Origin of the sequence: Paenibacillus humicus NBRC 102415 (genome assembly GCF_004000905.1) — a bacterium.
GTDB lineage: Bacteria > Bacillota > Bacilli > Paenibacillales > Paenibacillaceae > Paenibacillus_O > Paenibacillus_O humicus.
The window spans coordinates 73,397-96,286 of the sequence record NZ_BIMD01000003.1; the positions used below are offsets into that span (position 1 = coordinate 73,397).

At 46.9% G+C, this 22,890-nt stretch carries 19 protein-coding genes and 1 tRNA gene; 7 read left to right on the top strand and 13 right to left on the bottom strand.

What is annotated here, in order from left to right; all coding sequences use genetic code 11:
* Nucleotides 1–246: 246 nt before the first annotated feature.
* The 3 genes from PHU01S_RS03255 to PHU01S_RS03265 all read left to right on the top strand — a co-directional run bounded on the left by PHU01S_RS03255 (nucleotide 247) and on the right by PHU01S_RS03265 (nucleotide 1,802).
* Nucleotides 247–870 carry a TetR/AcrR family transcriptional regulator gene (locus PHU01S_RS03255; protein WP_048745442.1) on the top strand — a complete coding sequence of 208 codons (624 nt, stop codon included), beginning with the start codon at nucleotides 247–249 and terminating at the stop codon, nucleotides 868–870.
* Complete coding sequence (locus tag PHU01S_RS03260) at nucleotides 870–1,208, top strand: DUF1801 domain-containing protein (protein ID WP_127506296.1); 339 nt, start codon at nucleotides 870–872, stop codon at nucleotides 1,206–1,208. Before PHU01S_RS03255 ends, PHU01S_RS03260 begins: the two co-directional genes overlap by 1 nt.
* A gap of 75 nt (nucleotides 1,209–1,283) precedes the next feature.
* The gene (locus PHU01S_RS03265; protein ID WP_127506086.1) at nucleotides 1,284–1,802 is read left to right on the top strand and encodes an SRPBCC family protein; all 519 of its coding nucleotides are present in this window, start codon (nucleotides 1,284–1,286) and stop codon (nucleotides 1,800–1,802) included.
* A 471-nt stretch (nucleotides 1,803–2,273) separates the two neighbouring features.
* Here the strand turns inward: PHU01S_RS03265 and PHU01S_RS26960 are convergent, their stop codons facing one another.
* From PHU01S_RS26960 to PHU01S_RS03300, 6 genes are all read right to left on the bottom strand, one after another.
* Entirely contained in the window at nucleotides 2,274–2,498 is a 225-nt protein-coding gene (locus PHU01S_RS26960; protein WP_307721773.1) for an integrase core domain-containing protein, read from the bottom strand.
* 1,250 nt (nucleotides 2,499–3,748) lie between these two features.
* Nucleotides 3,749–5,701 (bottom strand): hypothetical protein, encoded by a 1,953-nt coding sequence (locus PHU01S_RS03280; protein WP_127506090.1) that lies wholly within the window; start codon nucleotides 5,699–5,701, stop codon nucleotides 3,749–3,751.
* 267 nt (nucleotides 5,702–5,968) lie between these two features.
* Nucleotides 5,969–6,199 carry a hypothetical protein gene (locus PHU01S_RS03285; RefSeq protein ID WP_127506091.1) on the bottom strand — a complete coding sequence of 77 codons (231 nt, stop codon included), beginning with the start codon at nucleotides 6,197–6,199 and terminating at the stop codon, nucleotides 5,969–5,971.
* Nucleotides 6,200–11,197, bottom strand: a complete 4,998-nt coding sequence (locus tag PHU01S_RS03290; RefSeq protein ID WP_127506093.1) for a glycohydrolase toxin TNT-related protein — start codon at nucleotides 11,195–11,197, stop codon at nucleotides 6,200–6,202.
* Between the two features lie 629 nt (nucleotides 11,198–11,826).
* Nucleotides 11,827–12,633, bottom strand: a complete 807-nt coding sequence (locus tag PHU01S_RS03295; RefSeq protein WP_127506095.1) for a hypothetical protein — start codon at nucleotides 12,631–12,633, stop codon at nucleotides 11,827–11,829.
* Between the two features lie 71 nt (nucleotides 12,634–12,704).
* Entirely contained in the window at nucleotides 12,705–13,436 is a 732-nt protein-coding gene (locus PHU01S_RS03300; RefSeq protein ID WP_127506097.1) for a hypothetical protein, read from the bottom strand.
* A 204-nt stretch (nucleotides 13,437–13,640) separates the two neighbouring features.
* Here PHU01S_RS03300 and PHU01S_RS03305 point away from each other — a divergent pair, with 204 nt between their 5' ends.
* A complete protein-coding gene (locus PHU01S_RS03305) occupies nucleotides 13,641–14,195 on the top strand; it encodes an IS3 family transposase (RefSeq protein WP_246029127.1) in 555 nt (184 codons plus the stop codon).
* 248 nt (nucleotides 14,196–14,443) lie between these two features.
* On the opposite strand, the gene PHU01S_RS03310 is transcribed toward PHU01S_RS03305, so the two are convergent.
* A tRNA-Ala gene (locus PHU01S_RS03310) sits at nucleotides 14,444–14,516 on the bottom strand.
* A 249-nt stretch (nucleotides 14,517–14,765) separates the two neighbouring features.
* Between PHU01S_RS03310 and PHU01S_RS03315 the strand changes: the two genes are divergently transcribed.
* Both PHU01S_RS03315 and PHU01S_RS03320 read left to right on the top strand, forming a co-directional pair.
* A complete protein-coding gene (locus PHU01S_RS03315; protein ID WP_246029128.1) occupies nucleotides 14,766–15,158 on the top strand; it encodes a MarR family winged helix-turn-helix transcriptional regulator in 393 nt (130 codons plus the stop codon).
* A 28-nt stretch (nucleotides 15,159–15,186) separates the two neighbouring features.
* A complete protein-coding gene (locus tag PHU01S_RS03320) occupies nucleotides 15,187–15,939 on the top strand; it encodes an SDR family NAD(P)-dependent oxidoreductase (protein ID WP_127506103.1) in 753 nt (250 codons plus the stop codon).
* A gap of 136 nt (nucleotides 15,940–16,075) precedes the next feature.
* Here the strand turns inward: PHU01S_RS03320 and nrdR are convergent, their stop codons facing one another.
* Nucleotides 16,076–16,543 (bottom strand): transcriptional regulator NrdR, encoded by a 468-nt coding sequence (gene nrdR / locus PHU01S_RS03325; RefSeq protein WP_048745439.1) that lies wholly within the window; start codon nucleotides 16,541–16,543, stop codon nucleotides 16,076–16,078.
* A gap of 164 nt (nucleotides 16,544–16,707) precedes the next feature.
* Between nrdR and PHU01S_RS03330 the strand changes: the two genes are divergently transcribed.
* Nucleotides 16,708–16,929 carry an alpha/beta-type small acid-soluble spore protein gene (locus PHU01S_RS03330; protein ID WP_021877750.1) on the top strand — a complete coding sequence of 74 codons (222 nt, stop codon included), beginning with the start codon at nucleotides 16,708–16,710 and terminating at the stop codon, nucleotides 16,927–16,929.
* 68 nt (nucleotides 16,930–16,997) lie between these two features.
* On the opposite strand, the gene PHU01S_RS03335 is transcribed toward PHU01S_RS03330, so the two are convergent.
* The 5 genes from PHU01S_RS03335 to polA form a co-directional block, all read right to left on the bottom strand.
* Nucleotides 16,998–17,597, bottom strand: a complete 600-nt coding sequence (locus tag PHU01S_RS03335; protein ID WP_127506105.1) for a lytic transglycosylase domain-containing protein — start codon at nucleotides 17,595–17,597, stop codon at nucleotides 16,998–17,000.
* Nucleotides 17,594–18,190: a dephospho-CoA kinase gene (gene coaE / locus PHU01S_RS03340; RefSeq protein WP_127506107.1), complete on the bottom strand. Its 597-nt coding sequence runs from the start codon at nucleotides 18,188–18,190 to the stop codon at nucleotides 17,594–17,596. The genes PHU01S_RS03335 and coaE overlap by 4 nt, the downstream gene beginning before the upstream one ends.
* 82 nt (nucleotides 18,191–18,272) lie before the next feature.
* Entirely contained in the window at nucleotides 18,273–18,986 is a 714-nt protein-coding gene (locus tag PHU01S_RS03345) for an MntP/YtaF family protein (RefSeq protein ID WP_232316737.1), read from the bottom strand.
* A gap of 119 nt (nucleotides 18,987–19,105) precedes the next feature.
* Nucleotides 19,106–19,960 carry a DNA-formamidopyrimidine glycosylase gene (mutM, locus tag PHU01S_RS03350; RefSeq protein ID WP_048745436.1) on the bottom strand — a complete coding sequence of 285 codons (855 nt, stop codon included), beginning with the start codon at nucleotides 19,958–19,960 and terminating at the stop codon, nucleotides 19,106–19,108.
* A gap of 78 nt (nucleotides 19,961–20,038) precedes the next feature.
* Nucleotides 20,039–22,699 (bottom strand): DNA polymerase I, encoded by a 2,661-nt coding sequence (polA, locus tag PHU01S_RS03355; protein ID WP_048745435.1) that lies wholly within the window; start codon nucleotides 22,697–22,699, stop codon nucleotides 20,039–20,041.
* Nucleotides 22,700–22,890 lie beyond the last annotated feature (191 nt).

Here is a 22,890-nt window from a genome sequence, read left to right on the forward strand (position 1 = left end):
ATGGGACGACGGAAAGCCGGCAGCCTTTATCATCCGCTCTCTCTCTAAAGGGGGAACAACCAAAGCCAGATGAAAGAATTTTTTCCGGTCGTCCCATGAATGGTTGGAACCCCGCCAAATACGTTTTCCCCACAGTGCTGGGAGCTATGCGAGGCGCAGGCGTCTTGACGGTAGGATAAATTTGAAATACATTAATGTCAGTCACCACTGACAGACACTTCTTAATCTACAGAAAGGGAGTTGATCATGCGTCAAATTAAGCAGGGGAGCGCGGAGAAATTGCTAAGGGCTGCAATCGACTTAATATCAGAGAGAGGCTACCACGGCGTCACGACACAGGAAATAGCCTCATCTGCCGAATTAAGCGAAAAGACGCTTTTTCGACATTTCGGAAGCAAACAAAATTTGCTGGAAACCGCTCTTGAGCGTTTTCAGTATGCCGAAGAAATGCGAGTTCTCTTCGACGAGCAGATTGTGTGGGAGTTGGAAATCGACCTACTAGCCATCAGCAAAAAATACCATGCCATCATGAACCGAGACCGAAAGCTGATTATGATCGCCCTAAAAGATGAGGTCCATATCCCTGGCTTTAAAGAACGTCGACTGCAGCATCCCCGCCAACTATTGACGTTTCTGACAGATTACTTCATTGCAATGAGCGAAAAAGGAAAAATAGCTTGTCCGAACCCCATCATGCAAGCATTTACATTCATGATGGCTCAATATGGCGCGTTCATGAACGATTTGGAAGCTGGAACCAATTATTCTGGCATCAGTCTCGATGAGTTCATACAAGAGAACGTGAAAATCTTCGTTAGATCTTTAACTCTTCCTGCTACACCGTGTGAAAAGGAGCTGCAAACGAGATGATGAACGAGGAAGTTTCCGCATTTATCGAGAACCTTAGTCAACCATGGCAAACCGAGGTCAGCAACCAGCTGCGCCAGATGGTACATCAGGTTATTCCAGAAGCCGAGGAACGCATTCAGTACAAAAAGCCCCACTTTCTGAAACATGGACATTATGCAGCGGTTATTTCACCATCGAAAGATGCCATTGCATTCATGATCATGAATGCTTCCGGCCTTACGTTTCCCAAAGGATTTGAAGGACCGGAAGAGAGAAAATGGATAAAAATCCGTAAAGAGGATACACCCGATTACTCCCTCCTGGCCAATCTGCTGGTTCAGGCTTCAAGCACTCTGTAGCATGGACTGATTGTCGGAACTTTCACATTTATCTTGCAGGGCATAGGTTCCCTGCAAAATACAAGGAGGATTCTCATGAACAACAATAAGGATCAATCGTTTGAGATTGCATTTACACGTGTATTTGATGCTTCTCGCGAACTCGTATTTCAAGCATGGACAGAGCCGGAACATTTCGCGAAATGGTGGGGACCAAAGGGGTTTAGCCTCGAAGTCGTCAAAATGGACGCTCGATCAGGTGGCGAATTTTTAGGTTATCAGACGTCTCCTGACGGACACCACGTCATGTGGGGAAAATTTGCCTACCAAGATGTTGTTGAACCCGAAAAAGTGGCCTTTATCCAATCCTTTTCCGATGAACAAGGCAATACGATCCGAGCGCCTTTCAGCACGAGCTGGCCTCTTGAAGTGATGAATATCATCACGCTAGAAGATAACGAAGGGAAAACTGCCTTAACACTGAAAGGCGGCCCTGTGAACGCATCCGAAGACGAGCTAGAAGCCTACAAGGGTATGGCTCCAATGCTTCAACAAGGTCTTGAAGGCACTTTCGATCAACTTGCCGATTATCTCGACTCCCTATCCCTGAAGTAAATAGCGATATCCGCTGGCCAAAACCAACGGGTCTTATAGGTTAATACGGCAATGGTGAGCCGCCTCAGGTCAGGTGGCTTTCTTTGCTGTAAGCATTCTCACCGAATTAAACGCCTGTCCTGCCGCGTAATCTCCTTCGCATGTTCTACAATCTAATTAAGAATACAGATGTAGTACCCAAAACCAGTTTTCGCGATCTCGGACATACTGTAAGTTCAACCACTTGCTGAGTCTGTGGAGCATCTGACCTCTCACGGTTGGGCTGCAGTCAAAAAAGGAAAAAATCGTCAGATAAATTTGCTAGGTGGTCCTTCGTATGAGGGGAGGAGAATCCGGCAGATGCGATTGTGATCAAAAACCACCCATGACGCACGTTGAACTGTAGCCTCTTTTATGGTCAGATTTGAAAAACGGTACAATAGCTTTAAGCAGCAAGGAGATGGCTTTTGAATTCATCAGGAGTCATTTTTTTTATGTCCATTGGTAGCGTTCACAATTATAGTGGGCCATGTACTCATCGACCCTCATACGCAGCTCTTGAAGAGAGGTACAGTCTTTGTAGCCAAGCCCGTCCTTCATATGACCAAAGAATGTCTCCATAGACGCATTATCCCAGCAATTCCCCTTGCGAGACATCGACTGTTTAAACTCGGCTTTGGCAATGAGGAGACGGGTTTTGGGGTGCGTATAGTGCATTCCCTGGTCAGAATCGAAGATGGCATCGGGATGAATTATTACCGTCTAGTCGTTTGAGCAAGCGAGTCATTGTCCGCTCAACCAAGGATAACTCCAATGTAGAAGAAAGATAGTGCGCCAATATCTGCTTCGTTGCATCATCCTTTACACAAGATAGATACGCCCATTGACCGCGGCCATAGCGCATGTATGTAATGTCGGAAAGAAGGATCTTCTCTGGTTCCCCTTGATTGAATTGACGCTCCAGATGGTTAGGACATATGCGATGTTCTTGCGTTGCTTAGCCATCTTGCGATAGGGATTAGCTTGACGGATCGTAGCGACTAAACCGAACTTACGCATATTACAGCGAATCTTCTTATGATTCATGACAACGTCATTTAATTTCTCCATCCTCATTTTAATGACCAACGCGCCCGCTTCAATCTCCCCTTTACTACTTCTGGCTCTGAGCATTCACTGGAATTCCGTGTTTATTTACTGAAGCGGTTCCTCTACAATGTCAAATAACAAAAACATTGTCCAGATTTCAAACCTTGAATTACACAAAGATTTGGAAAGCAAATGATAGAGAATTATCACATCAAACTGGAAATCGGTAACTGATGGATAGAGTGTCAAAATAGGTACACACAATGCTGCTTATTTAAGTTATGGCCCATATAGATCTGGATTCCAACAAGGTTCGTGGAATGCTACATGGCAATTACAATTTAATGATAATATTTCTGACAATGAGGAAATTGCTGTATTAGATATTTTTGATTCCACTGCAAACAAAGTACTTACAACTCGAAGTATATCAAGAAACAATTTCTAAAGGGATACAAGAATTCCCCTTGTCATTCTATTCTGGATCGCCGAGCCACAAATTAGAATTCCGAGTCTATTGAAGGGGAACTGTGAACACACTTTTCAATCAGCTCTCCATTCGGAGTATTTCTGGTGGCCACGGCGTCTTACCAAGTAGCTTAGATTTGCCCCCTCAATATGAATATGATCAGAACGGAAGATTACTAAAGATACACCTCTATAATGGAAAGGAACAACGATTTATCTACGACGAAAATAGAAACTTGACAAAAAAATATACCCACCGAATCGACTGAGGTAATTTATAATCTAACTAAATAACAAAAAAAGATGACTTCTAATTTTATTAGAAGTCATCTTTTTTCGGAAATAAGGTCACATTATTGGGCTGCTAATTTAATATGTTTAAAACAAATGCAACTTCACAAATGATAGGTCTATTTCCTTCGAAGTTCTATTGCATCTACAAATCCAGTCCCACTAGCATTTCCATCTGCCACAATGCGCACTTCTAATTTCGTGGTTAAGGGTTTTGTCGTAAACTCCACCGTGCCATACTGCCATTTATTTTTTTCAGAAGAAGAGAAACCTCCGCCATCAAAAACTAAGCTACCTTTCGGGTCATATTCCATCCAGTCAAAATAGAAACTACCTGTTTTCAAATTATTGAAGATCCATCCTTTCAACACATAGGTAGTATTGGGACTTACCATAATTTCTCCTGAGTCAGCTGTCACCGTAATAGGTACGCTTGTATCAAACTTCAAACTGAATTTTCCATCTTTAACATTCACAATGTCTTTATCAAACACTGAGCTCGGAGCATTGAGATTCCAAGGAAGATCATTCAATTCAAACGAAGTATTTACCAGTGGAAGATTACTGCCCTTGCTCAGTTGTACACTGTCAACAAAGCCTAATCCAGCCGCCCCGCCATCGGCCACAACACGAAGAGACAGACTTGCCGTATTGGGGCGAGTGGTAAACTCAACCGCACCAAATTGCCATCTATCCTTTTCGGAAGTCCAGATCGTTCCACCGTCATAAACCATGTTCCCATCTCGGTCAAATTCCATCCAATCAATATAAAAATTCCCGGTTTTCAGCTTATTTAAGATCCATCCACTCAAAGTGTAGGTTGTATTAGGACTTGTAATTATCAATCCAGAGTTGGTCTCAACTGTTGTAGAGACATCTGATGAAAATTTCATACTCCTAATACCATCTCGTCTTGCTTCGTCACTCATAGTCATCCGAGAGTCATTTAAGTTGTTCCATGGAATATCAGATGACTCAAAACTGGTGCTGTACAGCTGAGGATTTTTCCCTTTAAATAACTGTATAGCATCTACATACCCGGTACCTGCAGTATTAGCATCACATACAATACGAATTTTAAGTTTCGTTGTTTGGGGTTGAGTTGTGAATTCAACATTCCCATACTGCCAAACATTTTTCTGAGTATTTTCAATTGTTCCACCGTCAAAAACAAGTCCGCCTTTATCATCATATTCCATCCAATCAATGTAAAAGCTTCCCGACTTTATATTTTTTAATATCCATCCACTTAAAGTATAGATAGTTTTAGGTGTAACATTTATAAAACCATACTCTGCGGTAGCTACAACAGGCGATTCAGAATAAAATCGAAGAGAAGATTCCCCGTCTTTCTTTATACTTGAATCCTTAAACCATATTGAGTTGTTATTATAGTTATACTCCCATTGTTTTTCATTGGATTCAAAAGAACTTTTCATAACTGTAAAGTTGTTATTCAAATTAAGTTTATTCGTTAAATTCCCGTTTTCATCGGATAAGAATTTTGTTTGATAATGAATTCCGTTTTGAATAAAGGTTTTATCCTCCACTATTGAGATTTTATTATATTGATACGTTTGACTTTTAGAATAAATAGGCAGTGAAACCCATGTATCCAAAATGACCCAGCTTCCATTCGACAGATATGTAAGCCTCCCCATGTAGGATCCTGGCGCAAGATTGCTACTGACATAGTCTCCGTTTTTTGTATAAAAGTCAGGAGTCACATTTCTCCAACCCGTTACTGAATTCCACAATTCCAACCGGTTTCCATAAGCATTTGAATCCGGATAGACAGCCGTCCATTTAATCGAAGATGCATCTTTTACAACACCTTGAATAGATGCCGTTGCAAGACTCATTGTACTAATGAAATTTCTGTCCGTTTTTTTTACTCTAATTTTGGGCTGGGGAGTAGCTGAAGGAGAATGAGTCTCATACGTACTGCTTACTACTGAGTTAGTATTTTCTTTTCCCAGTTCTTTATATTTTATAGCCGCCGCATTCGCGGCAGCTATAAAATATAACGCAGTACACAATAGCACAGATAAAATTATAATTTTATTTCTCATAATCCCTCCGATTTCCTCTTATTTCGAAGTAACAATTTATTCAGCTTTACTACTCAGTTTAATTTGAGTTTAAGAATAATCATTTTTTTGCGATGCACACTGTTTCAAGAACGTTCCTACTTATTAAAGTATTCATTTAAACCACCCCAAACTTCATCAGTATCAAAAAAATGCTTCATACGCAAAAAAAATATTTTTTCATCTTCCATTCTTTTGATTTTATAATAAAAATAAATTCTCATCCACCTTTTCATAATACCATTACACTCACTTCTTAAACACTGAAATTATCCAATGATAAAAATATTCACATGCAGCTTCTTCACTTGAGAAAATTTTAAGCTTTGTTTTGTTACCTCGTTCACTATAATAGACTTCCCATACCCCATTCATGTTGCAAATACAATACGCTTCATTTGGATATCCTCCAGTCAGTGAATAAGCATCCAGAGGAATATTATCCAACTTAATCCTGGCTTCTAACTGAATAATATTCATTTATTTTTTCACCTCTCTAATATAGCCACCTTTAAGCAAGTCTTCAATAGACATATTGAACTTATATTGAATACCTCCGCCAGGTTGATCGAACCAAGCAGCAATCTTGCCACTTAAAGTTTCGATTGGCTTAACAACTTCATAGATATGATATGGTTTGTTTTCAGTTCCAGGAGCTAGTGCACGTTTTGCGTATGATGTACCTACAGGTGAAGCATAGCTCCCTGATTCATAACCGAACCTGTCAATCATAGTACCTGATTTAAGTGTTACTTTACTTGGTGCCCCTGCAAACCCATCATTTCCTGGCCATTTTATATTTCCAGCCTCGTCAACCCATTTAGGCGTTGTAGTTAACCCCTTTAACCCTGATAATGCTTTTGTTATACCTTGAAGGGCTTTAGACTCCACTGCAACAGCCATTCCTATAACTTGATGTGTTAAAATGTAAAGAGAAACCTGATTTTTAGTAGCTTCTGAAATAGTGGGGTCTGTCATTATTGCAGCTAGTTCACCAGGTGACATTTCATCAACACGCTTATAACAACCACAATCGATTCCAGCGCCACCTCCTGCACTAACTTCTTGCTTATGTCCTGTCGGGTCAGTATATCTTAACGGATTATTGCTTACATATGCATACAAATTAAAACTTAACGGGTCCGTAATTTTACCCTCATACGTATCCTCACTAATAAACCGTCCCATGCTAGGGTCATACCAACGAGCTCTTAAATACTGCAGTCCAGCTGACTGATCCCAATACTCCCCTGAATATTGGAAAGGATTAGACACCGTTTCTTTAGAAGAGATCAAACCTCCCCAAATATCGTATTCGTATTGGTTAAGACTACTATTACCGGTATTATCTCGTAAATCGACTATATCTCCGCGACCATTTTGAAGATAATAGGTTTTACCTCCAGCTGGATCTTGTCTTGCAATCAACCCGTTGCCACGAATGTATTGTGCCTGAGGAGCTGCACTTCCATTTGTTACTATTCCTTCGGCAATGATTTGATCTCCGTCATAATAATAACGAACGGTTTTGTTATTCTCGCTACGTTCCACCATTAATCCATCGCCGTTGTATTTATAATTGACTTGTGCTCCCGAATCTTTTTTCACTTGAATGAGTTGGTTCCAAGAATCGTATTGATAGCTTGCTCCCTCCATACCCGTGACATTTCGATCACTTTGAAGAGATTGACGATTACCTCGAGCATCATAAACATAAAGCTCATTAAATTGACTGGATGTACTAATTCGGTTCAATGCATCGTAATCAAAGTTCGACGTCTGCTCTACTTTTCCGGCAAGTTTTTCAGTTCGTTGTGTTATATTTCCATTCAGGTCCCGTGTGTATTTAAAGGTATTGATTGTCGTTCCATCGGCTTTGGTTTGAGTAAGCGTAGACAAATCAAGTCCACGATAAGCAAAAGAACTTTTTACTCCGTTTATCTGCCTAATTTCTTTAAGTAAACTATTGTCATAGTAATCATACGTGGCTTCTGCGTATCCGCCTGATTCAACTGTACGCAAGCGGTGCATGTCGTCATACCTATAGTCCAGGTACATTCCGAACGGATCTTTCATTTGCGAACGCAATCCTACATTATTATATTGATAGGAGATTGTTCTTTTATCCGGAAAAACGACCTCTTGCAGTTCTCGCGTTGTACTTTTGTAATTATAATTAGTGGTACCTGTTAAGTCCGTCATTGATTCTCGACGTCCTGCAGAATCATAAGTATAGGATATGCTGCTATCTGGAGCCTGTTTAATTAAAAGGAAGTTACGATTGTTGTATACAAACGTAAATCCTTTTCCTTTCTTATCTACCGTACCGACAACATTGCCAGCTTTATCGTAATAGTATTTTTTTTGCTGATTCTTTGCATCTATTTCATTGATCATACGCCCTAATTCATCGTAACGCTTTGTTAATTTGTTACCATCGGGATATTGAATCTGAGTGAGATTACCTGCAATAGAATATTGATATTGCGTTCTTTCCCCATTAGGCTGCAATACATTTAGCAGTCGGCCCATCGCATCATATGAATTCGTAGTTGTCTGTGCTTTAGAATCGGTTAAAGTTAACGCTTTTCCCGTATAGTCGTACGTAATCGACTGCATTCGTTCAAGGCCATTTCCACGGTCTATTTCTTTTGCGATTAGCTGTCCAAGTACATCGTATGTGTCACGAGTCTGAACACCACTGGAATCATCGGTTGTAGTCTTGGTCCGATTGATGCCATCGTAACTAATTATGGCTACTCCGCCTCCGCTCGGATACTCAATACGAGTATTCCGACCCCATGCATCATAACTATAATTCGTTCGCTTCAAATCTCCATCTTCGGTCCATTTCAATCTGCCAAGCTGGTCATATCCACTTTTTCCCCTGACACGGTAGTACCCATCATCATAACCTTCTTCTATTTTTTGACCAATAGAATCCCATTTAAGATGAGTTGTAACTCCAGTTTCATCGCGAAGAGTTGCTTCATTTAGAGAGTCATTATATTGAATAGAGGAGTATGAATTATCCGGATTAACCACTCGAGTTATCCGCCCAATGGCATCGTATTCATACCGAGAGGTATTACTATTCCCATCTGTAAAGGAAGTCATTGCTCCTGTTGAAGGATTGTATTCGGCAAAATTAACAATTTCTTCAGTATTTTTATCAACGTTAGTAGCATAAACAGATTGTTTGGTTAAAAATCCACCATTATATCCATATTCATTATAATATACTGTCTGCCTATCATTGTCTTTCACCTCAAATAAACCGGGATTACCATGACTATCAATATTGCCATACTTTACATTGTTTAGAACTGTATCATCTTGATTCTTCAAAATAATTTCAGTGACGGTACCTTTATTGTTTCTCAGTATTTCAGTGTTTAGTGTCTGCCTTTGATCAATCGGTTGTTTCACATAACTTAGCAGATGAGTATTTTCATCATACTTATATTCCATCGTATTTCCTGCTGCATCTGTGCTTGTCGTTATGTTTCCAAAATCATCATAATTTACAAAGGTTTTTTCAGAAGGAGCCTGCTGCGATCCCTTATAAAATGTTTTGGTGGTTTCAGTTGGAGTTGGAATTCTCCGATTTTCGTCATATTTAAATGTACTTGTAATCTTTTCATCATTGGCCGTTGTCGTAATATAATTCGTGTAATACATAGGTTTCTCACTATTAGGTTGAACCTTTCTATAGTCATATACCGTATTACTTTGGCCATTCCAAACAGTTGATCCAAAGCTGTCAATGTTATGATCATATGTAACTCCTGGATCAGAATGATAAGTATAATCGAGGTGATTATACACACCTGTATTCGAAACATCTTGTCTAGATATAACCCGGTATGCTTGATCTCTTGAATTCATTCCGAATATTCGGGTTACAGGAGTTGGTTCGTATCTGTATTCTGTCCGTCCTCCTGAAGGGTGATTTACTGTAGTAAGAAGATAATAAGGATTATTAATCGGGAAATTTAAGGCAAAATTAACCTCTGCGTTTTTGTAATCATAACTATAATGGGTATCGGGACCAACCAAATGAGAAACATCGGTTAAATAAGCGCTTTTATGAGAAGTCAAATAGGGCATCGGACGATTGAAACCTTTCGACCCCTTTGTATAACGAATAACATTATTCCCTTGGTATAAAAAAATCCCCCAACTATCATAGGTCATACTAATTTTATTATCTAATGCATCCGTTATAGTTGTAAGCACTTTCCCAAACTCCGGATCCTGAGTATAAGAGAATTTAATTGTATTATCATAACGATCAGAAATTTGGATTAATCGTCCGTCCTGTCCGAAATAATAAAATTTATTATCCTTCGTTTTGACAACTTTTGATGACCATTCTCCATTCACATTCACGGAACTATTGGATTCGATCGTCAAGTCTCTCCAAGGGTAACCTATGATATTGTTTCCACTTAGTTCATAGGTACCTTGGATTCCCATACTCAGATAACTCGTATTTGTTTCTTCAATGGTCTTGATATAGGGAATATTCCAGCTCCAACCGGATCCAAGCGGGAACAATTGTTGTTCATAGGACTTATTACGTGCAATAGTTCTCCAAAAAGGGGTTAGTGTTCCTCCATTATTAAAAACTAAATTCGAGCCTGACCATACAGCAGATCTGTAATAATACCCGTTGTAATCTGGGCCTACCCATTCTCCAGCACTTACAGTCTTATTAGTATTATTTTTTTCTAAATACGGCATCCAAGCCATTGCATCTGTCAAATTTGTAAAGCTATCATTGTAACTTGGAGATCCAGGCTTGTTATTCCCATTATACGTACTATCATTCCACAAAAAATATCCTTGTTCTCTATAATCGTTAATGATCGTTTCTTTGTTTAAACTCCATTGAATACCTGAATACGCATCAAGAGTTATAGAACATTCACAATAGGGGGCATATTCAGTCTGTTTATCGTATGCATTTGAAGAAGAAGCACTGTAAAAACGAGTAAGGGAAAATGAGAGTCCACCTCGCCCCGGAAGAGTTAAATCTGTCTCCGTTAACTGTACATCTCCATTTAGAGTAGAAATACTTTCGGATCCAGAAGTTAATGAATAAAGAGACTGAGGATCCTTTAAACTCAAATTTTTTATCGCTTTAATTAAATTTATATCTCTTGGAGGTTCATTTGCTGCATTTACCGCAAAAGTTGATGCCCTTGAATAAGTAGAAGAAACAACACTAGGTGTCCCAGACATGAATACCGGAAAAAGATTGTATGTGCTTTGAGAGACAGTCTTATATTCCTCATAAGTATTTTGGGTAACATTTTCAAACTCTTCATATGTATCTTGAGAAACAGTCTTGTTTTGGAAACCATTTGTGACTGATTGAGTTTGAGTATTATTTGAGTACGAAGCACCATAGCTTTCATTCAAAGGAATTAGCAACATCACAATAATCATAACTACTGACAGAATTTGCTTCAACAATAACCCTCCTGTTATTTTTTTACATTAAATCAATCATTTTCTATTCATTTTATCTCACCCTTAAAATACTAATACTACTCCGAAGTGATAAAACTCATATTTTATACATACCACCTAATATATTAAATTTCCGATAAAATAATAACAGCTTATCACTAAAAAGTTGAGCTTATAAAAACAATTAAAACTCCATTCAATAAAATAAGTTTATACAAATGTTCCAATAATATCAATTACATTTTTCATTCAAAAGCTTAGAAGGTTGCCCTCATTATCTCATAGGCTATAGAGTTTATATCTAAAGTTAGTAAACCGATCTTTTAAATGACAGCCCTAGGGAAACCTGACATAACTTCAGTACAGTCGCCCCATCTTTTTTCCAAATATTATTTAAAAAAAAGAACCTTTTTGATAAGGTTCTGACCCTGCTCAAGAATGTGTTCTCAGACGGTTGTAAAGAACTCACTATATTCAAACACGTCCTTTTTAGCCTCAGCTCGTATCTTAAATTTTTACTCTTAAGCCAATCCATTTTAAGCTTTCCCCAAAAAGATTCCATTGGGTTAAAACTTTCAAAAACTCACTTGTTATCTTCTTATCTACTTTTCACTCATTAAAGATGTATGTTATGAAATATCAATCTTCAACAAATCAGCATAAACAGTCCCAGCTCCTATGCCGCCATTTTCTCTTATTAAAACATACACATAAGCTATCTTTGCTCCTGACGGTACTTTACCACTTGTAGACAATGTAAAGTATTCTCCGTTGGTTGTTTGAGTCGCTTCAACAATTGATGCTCCTACGTATTTACCAGGCTCGGACAGGAAATCAATATAATATTGCAGTTTGGCATTTTTGAGCTCCTCGATTTTAAATCTTCCACTGGCAGTAAATGTCTTACCTTCTTCTACCTTTATCTTTTGGATAATTGCTGCATAGTTTCCATCCGGTATATTTCTTGCTTGAATTCGTTGTACCTTACTTCCTGCTGGGGCATCCCATGCATCTAACACTGCAATGGTTTCTACAGCTCCTCCCCACGCTACCTTGTTCCATCCATCTGCTAGTCCAGATTGATTAGAATAATCTTCAAAACTACCATTACCTAAGGAATTAGCCTCTCCATAATGAAAGTTCAACAAATCCGCATAAATGGTTCCAGCTCCTATACCACCATTTCCTCTTATTAAAACGTACATGTAGGCCATCTTTGCTCCAGACGGTACTTTTCCGCCTGTAGACAATGTATAGTATTCTCCGTTGGTTGTTTGATTCGCTTCGTCCATAGACGCTCCTACGTATTTACCAGGCTCGGACAGGAAATCAATATGAAACTGTAGCTTGGCACTTTTGAGTTCCTCGACTTTAAATCTCCCACTGGCGGTAAATGTCTTGCCTTCTTCCACCTTTATCGTTTGAACAATTCCCACGTAGTTTCCATCCTTGATGTTTCTTGCTTGTATTCGTTGTACTGTGCTTCCAGATGGGGCGTCACCTATTTCTAACCCGCCATCGTTTCAACTGCGCCCTCCCAAGCTACCTTATTCCATGCATCTGCTACTCCAGTTTGCCTAGAATAATCTTCAAAACTACCATTACCTAAAGAGTTAGCCTCTCCATAATGAAAGTTTAACAAATCCACATAAACGGTTCCTGGTCCTATACCGCCATTGCCCCTTATTAGAACAAAAACATAGGCCATTTTTGCTCCCGACGGTACTTTACCGCTTATAGATAGTGTATAGTATTCTCCGTTGGATGTTTGTGCCGCTTCGTCCATAAACGCTCCAACGTATTTACCAGGCTCGGACAGGAAATCAATATGATATTGTAGCTTGGCATTTTTGAGCTCCTCGACTTTAAATTTGCCGCTGGAAGTAAATGTTTTTCCTTCTTTCACCTTTATCGTTTGAACAATTCCTGCATAATTTCCATCCGTTATATCTCTTGCTTGTACTCGTTGTACCTTGCTTCCTGATGGGGCGTCCCCTGTTTCTAACACCGCCATCGTTTCAACTGCGCCTCCCCACGCTTCTTTATTCCATCCATCTGCTACTCCGTTTTGATTAGAATAATATTCAAAGCCGGGGTTAACCAACATATTTCCTTGCTGAAGTTTTCGTTTATTTATTACATTTCCATTTAGATCATATTGATATTTAAAATAACTGCCATCAGAAAATTGAATTTGAGACAATTGATTAGTTCCACTATAAGAATTAGGCTCGTCCATGAGCTTCGTAAAAGCTTTAGCGTCTCAGAGCTCTGCGAAGAAGTAGGCATTTAGGCATTTCAAGAAGCGAAGCGGATATTACGCCTACTTGAGACGATTAAAAGTAGATAAGGACGAGGTGCCTAAACGACTTATTCGCAAGACATTCGAGCGCTATTCCAAGACCACAAGGTTTGGATGAATCATAAGAAGGTTTTGCGGCTAATGGAAGCAATGGGATTACGCTCTAGAATACGCCGCAAGTATCTCCACTACGGTCGAGCATGGAATGAGGGCGACCGCGCTACGAGGAATATGTTGCAGCGTGGATTCCGCGCTGATGCGCCAAATCAAAAGTGGGTCACAGACATCACACCGTACCGCATTGGAGAAGCCTGGTTTTACCTCTCTGCCATCAAAGACTTGTGTCAGAAGGAAATTGTCGCCTTTCCCATGAGCCACCGCAATGACACGGAGCTCGTGTTGGAGACGTGTGCGAAGGTTTTTGAAAAGGAGAAGGTCGTGACTGGACTGATTGTTCATAGAGATCAGGGAGCCCAAATCACCATGTCACGCCGAGGCAATTGTTACGACAATGCCTCCATGGAGAGCTTCTTCTCGCATCTCAAGACAGAAGATCTCTATCCCTATGGTATTCGATCAATGGAAGGAGCACAAAGACGAATGGAGGAATACATCCACTTTTATACCAACAACCGTCCGCAAAGAAAACTAAACAAGCTGTCACCGGTTAAGTACCGTCAACAGCTTGTTGGGTAGGGCTTTTCTTCAATGTCCGCTAAATGGAGTCTTGACCAATGCTGCTAGGTATTTTTTTCTTTTTTCCGCATCGACGGATTCAATTCCACAATTGCCTGAAATTTGGCGCACTCTCTGTTTTTGCTCCCCTTTCAACGTTTGGCCTTATGACTATCTTTAACGAGTGAGGAGATAAAAGCGAACGGGAAAGAGACATGGATAAAGAAAAAAAGAGTCCACAACTATAAAAGTTGTGGACTCTACTAGTATGGAGCCTAGGGGGATCGAACCCCTGACCTCATCGCTGCCAGCGATGCGCTCTCCCAGCTGAGCTAAGGCCCCGTATGATCGGTCTCGACTATGTATTTGTTCTTCACACTCTCAAACAAATCAGTACCGCGACAAGAAAGATCATACCATGGGCATATAATTAGTGTCAACTGTTAATTTTAAAAAGTTGACTCCGCCTTTTTATCGGGACTATACTGAAATAGTTAAAAGGTTTTAACCATTGAATGATCTTAACCAATATGCCTGAGGTGATGCCCGCTGAAACAGCAGGACCGACTGTCCCAATTGATCAGTCTCCATATGCAGACCATTGTCGACAGCTACGCCAAGCTGCAGGATGCCAACATGACGGCCCCTCAATACTCCATCCTGCAGACGCTCGCTCACGAGCGCAGCAGAACCTCCTCCGAGCTGGCGGCCAAGCTGGGCGTGACCCCGTCGGCCGTTACGAACCTGAGCGGGAAGCTCGTGGACAAAGGCTACATCGAGCGGGTCGTCAGCGAAGAGGATCGGCGGCATGTGCATCTTCGCATCACGGAATCCGGGCGCGCCGCCGAGCAAAGGCTGGTAGATCGATTTTTGCAGCTGACCGATGGCTTGTGGACGGAGTTTTCGGCGGAGGAGCTGGATCTTCTGATCCATTCCTACGAGAAAATGATTGCCCACCTGCAAAAGCGAATTCGAGAAACCTAAGAAACCCACTATACGGGAGGCTACAAATATGGACAGACTCAAAGGCAAAGTAGCCATCATTACAGGCGCGGCAGGCGGCATGGGTAAAGCGGACGCCCTTCTGTTCGCCAAAGAAGGCGCCAAGGTCGTCATCACCGACCTCCAGGAAGAAAAAATCCAAGAAGTCGTGAAGGAAATCGAAACGCTCGGCGGAGAAGCGATTGGCCTCAAGCATAATGTTGCCTCCGAAGAGGACTGGGTATCCGTCGTCGACGCGGCGATCGCCAAGTTCGGACAGATTAATATTCTCGTCAACAATGCCGGCATCTCCGACGCCGTTCCATTCCTGGATCAGACCGTCGAGCGCTGGGAGCGCACGATGACGGTCAATGTGACGAGCATCTTCCTCGGTCAAAAATACGTCATCCCGCATATGATCGAAGCCGGCGGCGGATCCATTGTGAACATCTCCTCCATCGCCGGCCTGACAGGCGGCAGCGGCGCCGGCCCTTACACCGCCAGCAAAGGCGCCGTGCGCATGCTGACGAAAGCGACAGCCGTCGATTACGCGAAGCACAACATTCGCGCCAACTCCATTCACCCGGGCTACATTGAAACGCCGATGACCGTCGATCTGATGAAGGACGAGCAGATGGTTCAATGGTTCCTGATGCAGACTCCGCTGCCGCGCCTCGGCAAGCCGGAGGACATCGCTCAAGGCGTCCTGTTTCTCGCATCCGACGAATCCTCGTACATCACCGGCGTCGAGCTCCCGATCGACGGCGGCTACTACGCAAAATAAGAACCGCCATGAAAAAAGCACCCTTCGAGGGTGCTTTTCTGCTGCTGACAAACGCGCAGACTTGAGCCGCAATTGCAGCGGACGGATGTGAATACTAAAGCTCTACAGGCTTCGGTCATTCCATTTTGCCGGCAAATCATGCATCCGCCGGATTTTTGGACAGCAGGCTGGACAGCTCCTTCATGAACATGTCGATGTCCTTGAACTGCCGGTACACCGAGGCGAAGCGCACATAGGCGACCTCGTCGACCGGATACAGCTGCTGCATGAGAATCTCGCCGATATCGCGGCTCTCGACTTCCGCCTGCGCGGTCGTGCGGATTTCCTTCTCGACCTCGGAGACGATCTCCTCCAGCCTCTCGGCAGGAACGGGGCGCTTCTCGCAGGCGCGGATGAGCCCGCGCAGGATTTTGTCCCGGCTGAACTCCTCCCGGCTTCCATCCTTCTTGATGACGATCAGAGGAGTCTCCTCGATCATCTCGAAGGTCGTGAACCTGCGGCTGCAGCGCTCGCATTCGCGCCTTCTGCGGATGGACTTGTCCCCGTTGGCGGGACGGGAATCCAGCACCTTCGTTCCGGAATGCTCGCAATATGGGCATTTCATGGGGATTCCCTCCCTTGATTCGGTGTGATGGCTTTTGTTTTTCGTCTGATATCCGCGCGGCTGCGGGATTTGTGGACTGTCGGACAAATTATTGCCGAGCTCGCCGTATGATCCGGCAAATTCCGCACATAATACTTTTACCAACAGCGAGGAGGTGAACAACAATGGCTAACAACAACAGCGGCAGCAACCAACTGGTCGTGCCAAACGCAAGCGCGGCACTGGATCAAATGAAATTCGAAGTTGCTCAAGAACTGGGTATCGCCATCCCGCAGGACGGCTACTACGGCAACTTCACGACGTATGACGCAGGTTCCCTTGGTGGTTACATCACGAAACGCCTGGTAACGATCGGCGAGCAATCCCTGGCAGGTCAATACAAATAATTTGGCCTGATATCGGAAAGCCCGGCAACGTCCCCCCGCAACGGGAGGCGTTCCGGGTTTTTTTGCATTCAGCTGAGCCGGCCTGAAGCGCCTGACGCGCTGGCCATGTCGGGATACAAATCCCTATACTTATTATAATAATAATCGACACGTTGTACATAGTGGCGGGTCTCTCCGTACGGAATGCTGCTCAGGTTTTTGAGCGTGCCGTCCCAAGTCCCGTTCTGCAGCCATTTGGACACTTTGCCTGGGCCTGCGTTGTACGCTGCGACCGCCGCGACCGAATTGCCCTTGAACTGCTGATGAAGGGAGTGTATGTACCAAGAGCCTGCCCGGATGCTGAGCTTCGTATCGGAAGTCACACCCTCCGCGGTCAAAGCCTCGAGCTTGGCCGTCTCGATGATCCACTGGGCCGTGTCGGGCATGAGCTGCATCACCCCCGCGGCTCCCTTCTTGGAAACCTTGCCGGTATGGAAATTCGATTCCACGCGGATGATGGCCGCGATGAGATACGGATCGACTTCATAATCGGAAGCGCCGGCCTGGATCTCGTCGACGAAAGAGATCGGATACATCATCCGGCCCATCCAGTCGGACTTGAGGAAAAGCAGGAGGACGAATCCCGCCAGCACGACGAGCAGCACCCTTTTCTTGGCCAGCCATCTCATGCCGGTGGAAGCTCCGTCATCCAGCGCACAATCTGGGTGCGGGTATCCTCCAGGCTGCCGCTGTTGTCGACGACCCAGTCTGCCCGCCGCTTTTTCTCGTCCAGACTCATTTGCAGGCCGATTCGCCGCTCCGCTTCCGCTTCGTCCATGCCGTTTCGCTCCATGAGACGCATGACCTGCAGCCCATGCGGCACATGGACGACCAGGACGCCGTCGTAAGCCTTGTCCTGTCCCGTTTCATACAAGAGCGGGATATCAGCCACAATGAGCCTTCCGGGCGATTCCGCCTCGGCGCGGTCCATTTCATCCTTCATATATCCACGTATCGCCGGGTGCAGGATCGACTCGAGCTGCCTCAGCTTGTCCGGATCTCCGAATACGACCCGCCCCAAGGCGGCCCGATCGAGCATGCCGTCCGGGAGCAGCAGGCTGCGGCCGAAAGCCGCAACGATGCCGTCCAATGCCGGCGTTCCGGGCAGAACAACCTTCCGGGCCGCCTCGTCGGCATCCGATACGAAGGCTCCCGCTTCGCGCAGAAAGCGGGATACGGTGCTTTTGCCGCTGGCGATCCCGCCTGTAAGTCCTATTCTCAAGAGATTCGAACCTCCTTTTTTGCAGCCATATTACCTCTTGTAAAGCCCAATATCCCTCCGCCGCGGGAGGGATAGGGAGATGTTACCATAGTTTGCCGAATCCGATCAAAAGCAGCAGGACGCCGGGCAGAAAGCTCAGCGCCTTCATCCGGTTGACGCCGGAGAACCGGAAGCCGAAGCGCAGTCCTCCTACCAGGAAAAGGCCGCTCGCCAGCATGATGCAGCATGCCGTCACCCAAGGCACGAGGCCGACCATGGCGGCGCCGAGACCGGCGCCGAACGCATCCAGCGACAACGCGGACCCGAGCAGAAGAGCTTCGCCCGGGCTTATGCTCCCGGAGCTGTCTATATCGGCGGCTTGAGGCGTCTTCAGAATCTGAATGACGAGGCCAAGCTTTTTGATTTCGAACGTAAGCACCGCAGCCGGCGGCAAGGGAGCCTCGTTCGAGCCGCCCTCCGGCATCGCTGCCGGATTGGGATGGTCGCGGGCCGAGCCCGCATCCGGCTTGGCATCGTCCTCCTTGCCGCGCCGAAGCTGCTGCACAAGCGTATAAGATCCGATCAGCATCAGGATGGCGGCCCCGATCAGCTTCGCTCCTTCGGGGGATACGAATCCGGAGAGCCAAGCCCCGACCTTCATGGCGAGCAGGATGACGATGCCCGAACAGCCCGTAATGATCAGCACAGACAGCATCGGGATGCGGATACGCCTCAGCCCGTACGTGACTCCTACACCGAATCCGTCCACGCTGACGGCAAATGACAAGAGCAACAGCGGCAGTATGTGGGCGAACACGTTCCAGCCCTACCTCCCTGCATTTGACTTAGGATCATCATATGCAAGGAATGGGCGTCTGTTCCTGTCTCTTCATCCAACACCGGCCGACGCCGGCTTCGACGCTGCCCGGGCAGCCGTCAGCCGCTCTTGCGGACGCGCGACTTCGGCAGCGGCTGGCAAGCCGCGCAAGTATGCGTGCCGCGTCCGCCGACGACGCTCTTCTCGATCGGCCTGCCGCAGTTGCGGCAAGGCTCGTTCTTGCGGCCGTACACAAGCAGCTCATGCTGGAACTTGCCGGGATCTCCCTGTCCGTTGACATAGGACTTGATGGAGGAGCCTCCCGCATCGACGGCCCTCTGCAGCGTATCGCGGATCGCCGCGTGAAGCAGCTTCCACTGGGCCGGCTTCAGCCGGTCCGCCGTCAGCTCGGGGTGGATGCCGGCCTGGAACAGCGCCTCATCCACATAAATATTGCCAAGCCCCACGATATATTCTTGATTCAGCAGCAGCGGCTTGATGCGCGTCGTCCGCTTGGCGAGCCTGTCCACCAGCGACTCGTACGTAAACTCCTCGCTCAGCGGCTCCAGCCCAAGCTTCAGCAGCGGCGGCATCGTGAATTCCTCGCCCGGCTTGAACAGATGCATCGTTCCGAACTGGCGGACGTCCTTGTACCGCAGCTCGGTTCCGTCCGTGAAGCGGAAGCGCACATGCGTATGCTTCGCCACTTCGTCCTCGGCGTCATGCAGGCCGTACTTGCCCTCCATGCGCAGATGGGAAACGAGCACAAGCCCGTCCAGAACGAAACGGATGAACTTGCCCCGGCGTTCCACATTCAGAATTGTATGTCCCTCAAGGGCGGCCTCGAAGTCTTCGGGCTCCTTGGGGCGCTGTATGATGCGCGGCAGGCTGACGACGACCTTCTCGATCGTCTTGCCTCCCGCGAGAATATTGAGCGTTCGGGTTACCGTTTCTACCTCCGGCAATTCCGGCATGATGTCATCACCTCTTCGGCTTCTATTATACCGGAACCATCCTGGCGGCGCATTGCGCAGATTCTGACTGCACGGAGGCTACTTCGCCTCGTACCAGTTGGCTCCGAAGCTGACTTCGGCCTTCAGCGGCACATTCAGCTCCAAGGCGCTCTCCATCACTTCCGGAACGAGCTTTTTCATCGTCTCCAGCTCCTCCGGCGGCACTTCGAACACCAATTCATCGTGCACCTGCAGAAGCATGCGGCTCTTCAAGCCGTCGGTCCGGAGCCGCTCCTGCATTTTCACCATCGCCAGCTTGATGATGTCGGCCGCCGTTCCCTGGATCGGCGTGTTCATCGCGGTCCGCTCGGCGAACGAGCGAAGGTTGAAGTTCGACGCCTTGATCTCCGGCAAATAGCGGCGGCGCTCCAGCAGCGTCTTCACATAACCGTCCTTGCGCGCCTCCAGGACGATATCGTCCATGTATTTGCGCACGCCCTTGAACGCCTCGAAGTACTGCTCGATGAACCGCGACGCTTCCTTGCGGGTGATGTTCAGGTTCTGGGACAAGCCGAAGTCGCTGATTCCGTACACGATGCCGAAGTTGACCGCCTTCGCCGAGCGCCGCATGTTGGAATCCACCTCGGACTCCTGCACGCCGAATACGTCCATGGCCGTCTTCGTATGGATGTCCATGTCATGCGTAAAGGCCTCGGTCAGCCCTTCGTCGCCCGATATATGGGCCAGCACTCGAAGCTCGATCTGCGAGTAGTCGGCCGCCAGAATGCTCCAGCCCGGCTCGGAAGGCACGAACGCCTTGCGGATCTTGCGTCCCTCCTCCAGGCGGATCGGGATATTCTGCAGGTTCGGGAACTGGCTGCTCAGCCGGCCCGTAGCCGCGATCGTCTGCCGGTAGTACGTATGGATCCTGCCGCTGTCCTCGCGGATTTCCTTGAGCAGGCCCTCCACGTAGGTGGACTGCAGCTTGTGGAGCTGGCGGAAATGCAGGATGAGCGGAATGATTTCATGGTAGGGCTCCAGCTTCTCCAGCACATCGGCGTCCGTGGAATAGCCGGTCTTGGTCTTCTTCATGACGGGAAGTCCCAGACGGTCGAACAGAATCTCCCCAAGCTGCTTCGGAGAGTTGATGTTGAATTCCGTGCCCGCCAGGCGGTAAATCTCGGCCATGTCGGCGGTGATGCCCTTCTCGAGCTCCCGGCCCAGCTCGCGGATCGCGCCGGCATCCGCGCAGATGCCGAGCTTCTCCATGTCCGCCAGCACGCCGGACAGCGGCTGCTCCAGCTCGAAGTAGAGACGGTTCATGCCGCTCTGCTCCAGCTTCTCGCGCTGCAGCGGCGCAAGCGAGCGCACGGCTTCGGCCTTCGCTGCCAGGTGGGCGTACAGCGTCTCCTTGTCCGGCACCTTGAACTTGGCGCCTTTGCCGTAGACCGACTCGTCCGAAGGGACGGATGGAAGGCCGCTGCGGGCGGCGATGCCGGTGACGCTCTGGTCGGTATCCGTCGGGTCGAGCAGGTAGGCGGCCAGCACGATGTCGAAGCCGGCTCCCTGCAGATGGACGCCGATCCGGTTCAGGACGAGCTCCGCACGATGCAGATCGCAGCCGGTCTTGGGCCGGGACGGATCGGCCAGCCAGCTTTTGAACCCGTCCGCGTCCGCGCTCGAGAGCCATTCCGCATCCATGACGAACACCTGGTCCTCCACGGCATAAGCCGCTCCGAGAATATCGGCATGATGGGGGTTGTCCCCGTGCGATTCCAGGAAAAAGCCTCCGGATTCATCCAGCGCGGCTTCCAGCGCCGACCTGGCTTCCGTATCCCCGATCTCGACCGGAACGACGGCCAGTTCCCGGCTCGGAGCCGCATCCGCCGCTCCCCCTCCGGCCGACAGGTCGAGCCTCTCCATCAGCGAGCGGAATTCCAGCCGGCCGAACACATCGGCCAGTACGGAAGGCTCGAAGCCGCTATAAGAAAACTCCGCCGTTCCTTCCTCGAGAGGAACCTCCCGGAAGATCGTCGCCAGCTGCTTGCTCATGAGCGCGGCTTCCCGATTCTCTTCCACCCGCTCCTTGAGCTTGCCCTTCAGCTCGCCGGAATGCTCCAGCACGCCTTCGACGGTGCCGTATTCATGCAGAAGCTTGAGCGCGGTCTTCTCCCCGACTCCCGGAATGCCCGGAATGTTGTCGGACGTATCGCCCATCAAGCCCTTGAGGTCGATGATCTGGCTCGGTACGAGGCCGTAGCGCTCCTTGACGGCGGCGGGATCGTAGAGCTCCGTCTCGCTGACGCCCTTGCGCGTCACGGCGATCGTCACCTGCTCGGAGGCCAGCTGGAGCATGTCCTTGTCTCCGGACACGACGATTGTCTTGACCCCCTTCTCGTCCGCCAGACGGGTCATCGTCCCGATGATGTCATCCGCTTCGTATCCGCTCAGCTCGAACTGCTTGATGCCGAACGCGGCCACGACCTCCTTGATCAGCGGGAACTGCTCCGACAGCTCGGATGGCGTCTTCTGGCGGGTTCCCTTGTACTCCGCGAAGCTCTCGGTGCGGAACGTCACCTTGCCGGCGTCGAAGGCGACGAGCACATGCGTCGGCTTCTCCTCCTCAAGAACCTTGAGCAGCATCGTCGTGAAGCCGTATACGGCGTTCGTATGTAATCCCGCTGCGTTCGTCAGCGGCGGCATGGCGTAGAAAGCCCGGTTGGCAATACTGTTGCCGTCGATCAATATCCACTTGTCCATTGGGCACCTCGTCCTGTTCATGGTTGCTTCCATCATACCATAAACGGCACTCCGATTCCCGGACGGGACTCTCCCGATTCGATCGGCTCGAACTTTTCGGAATCGGATTTCTATTCCTCGCTCTATGAAGCCTGAACAGCATCCAGCCTCTATCCGTCTCGGTTCAAAACCGTCAAAAGCGAGCGCCAAAC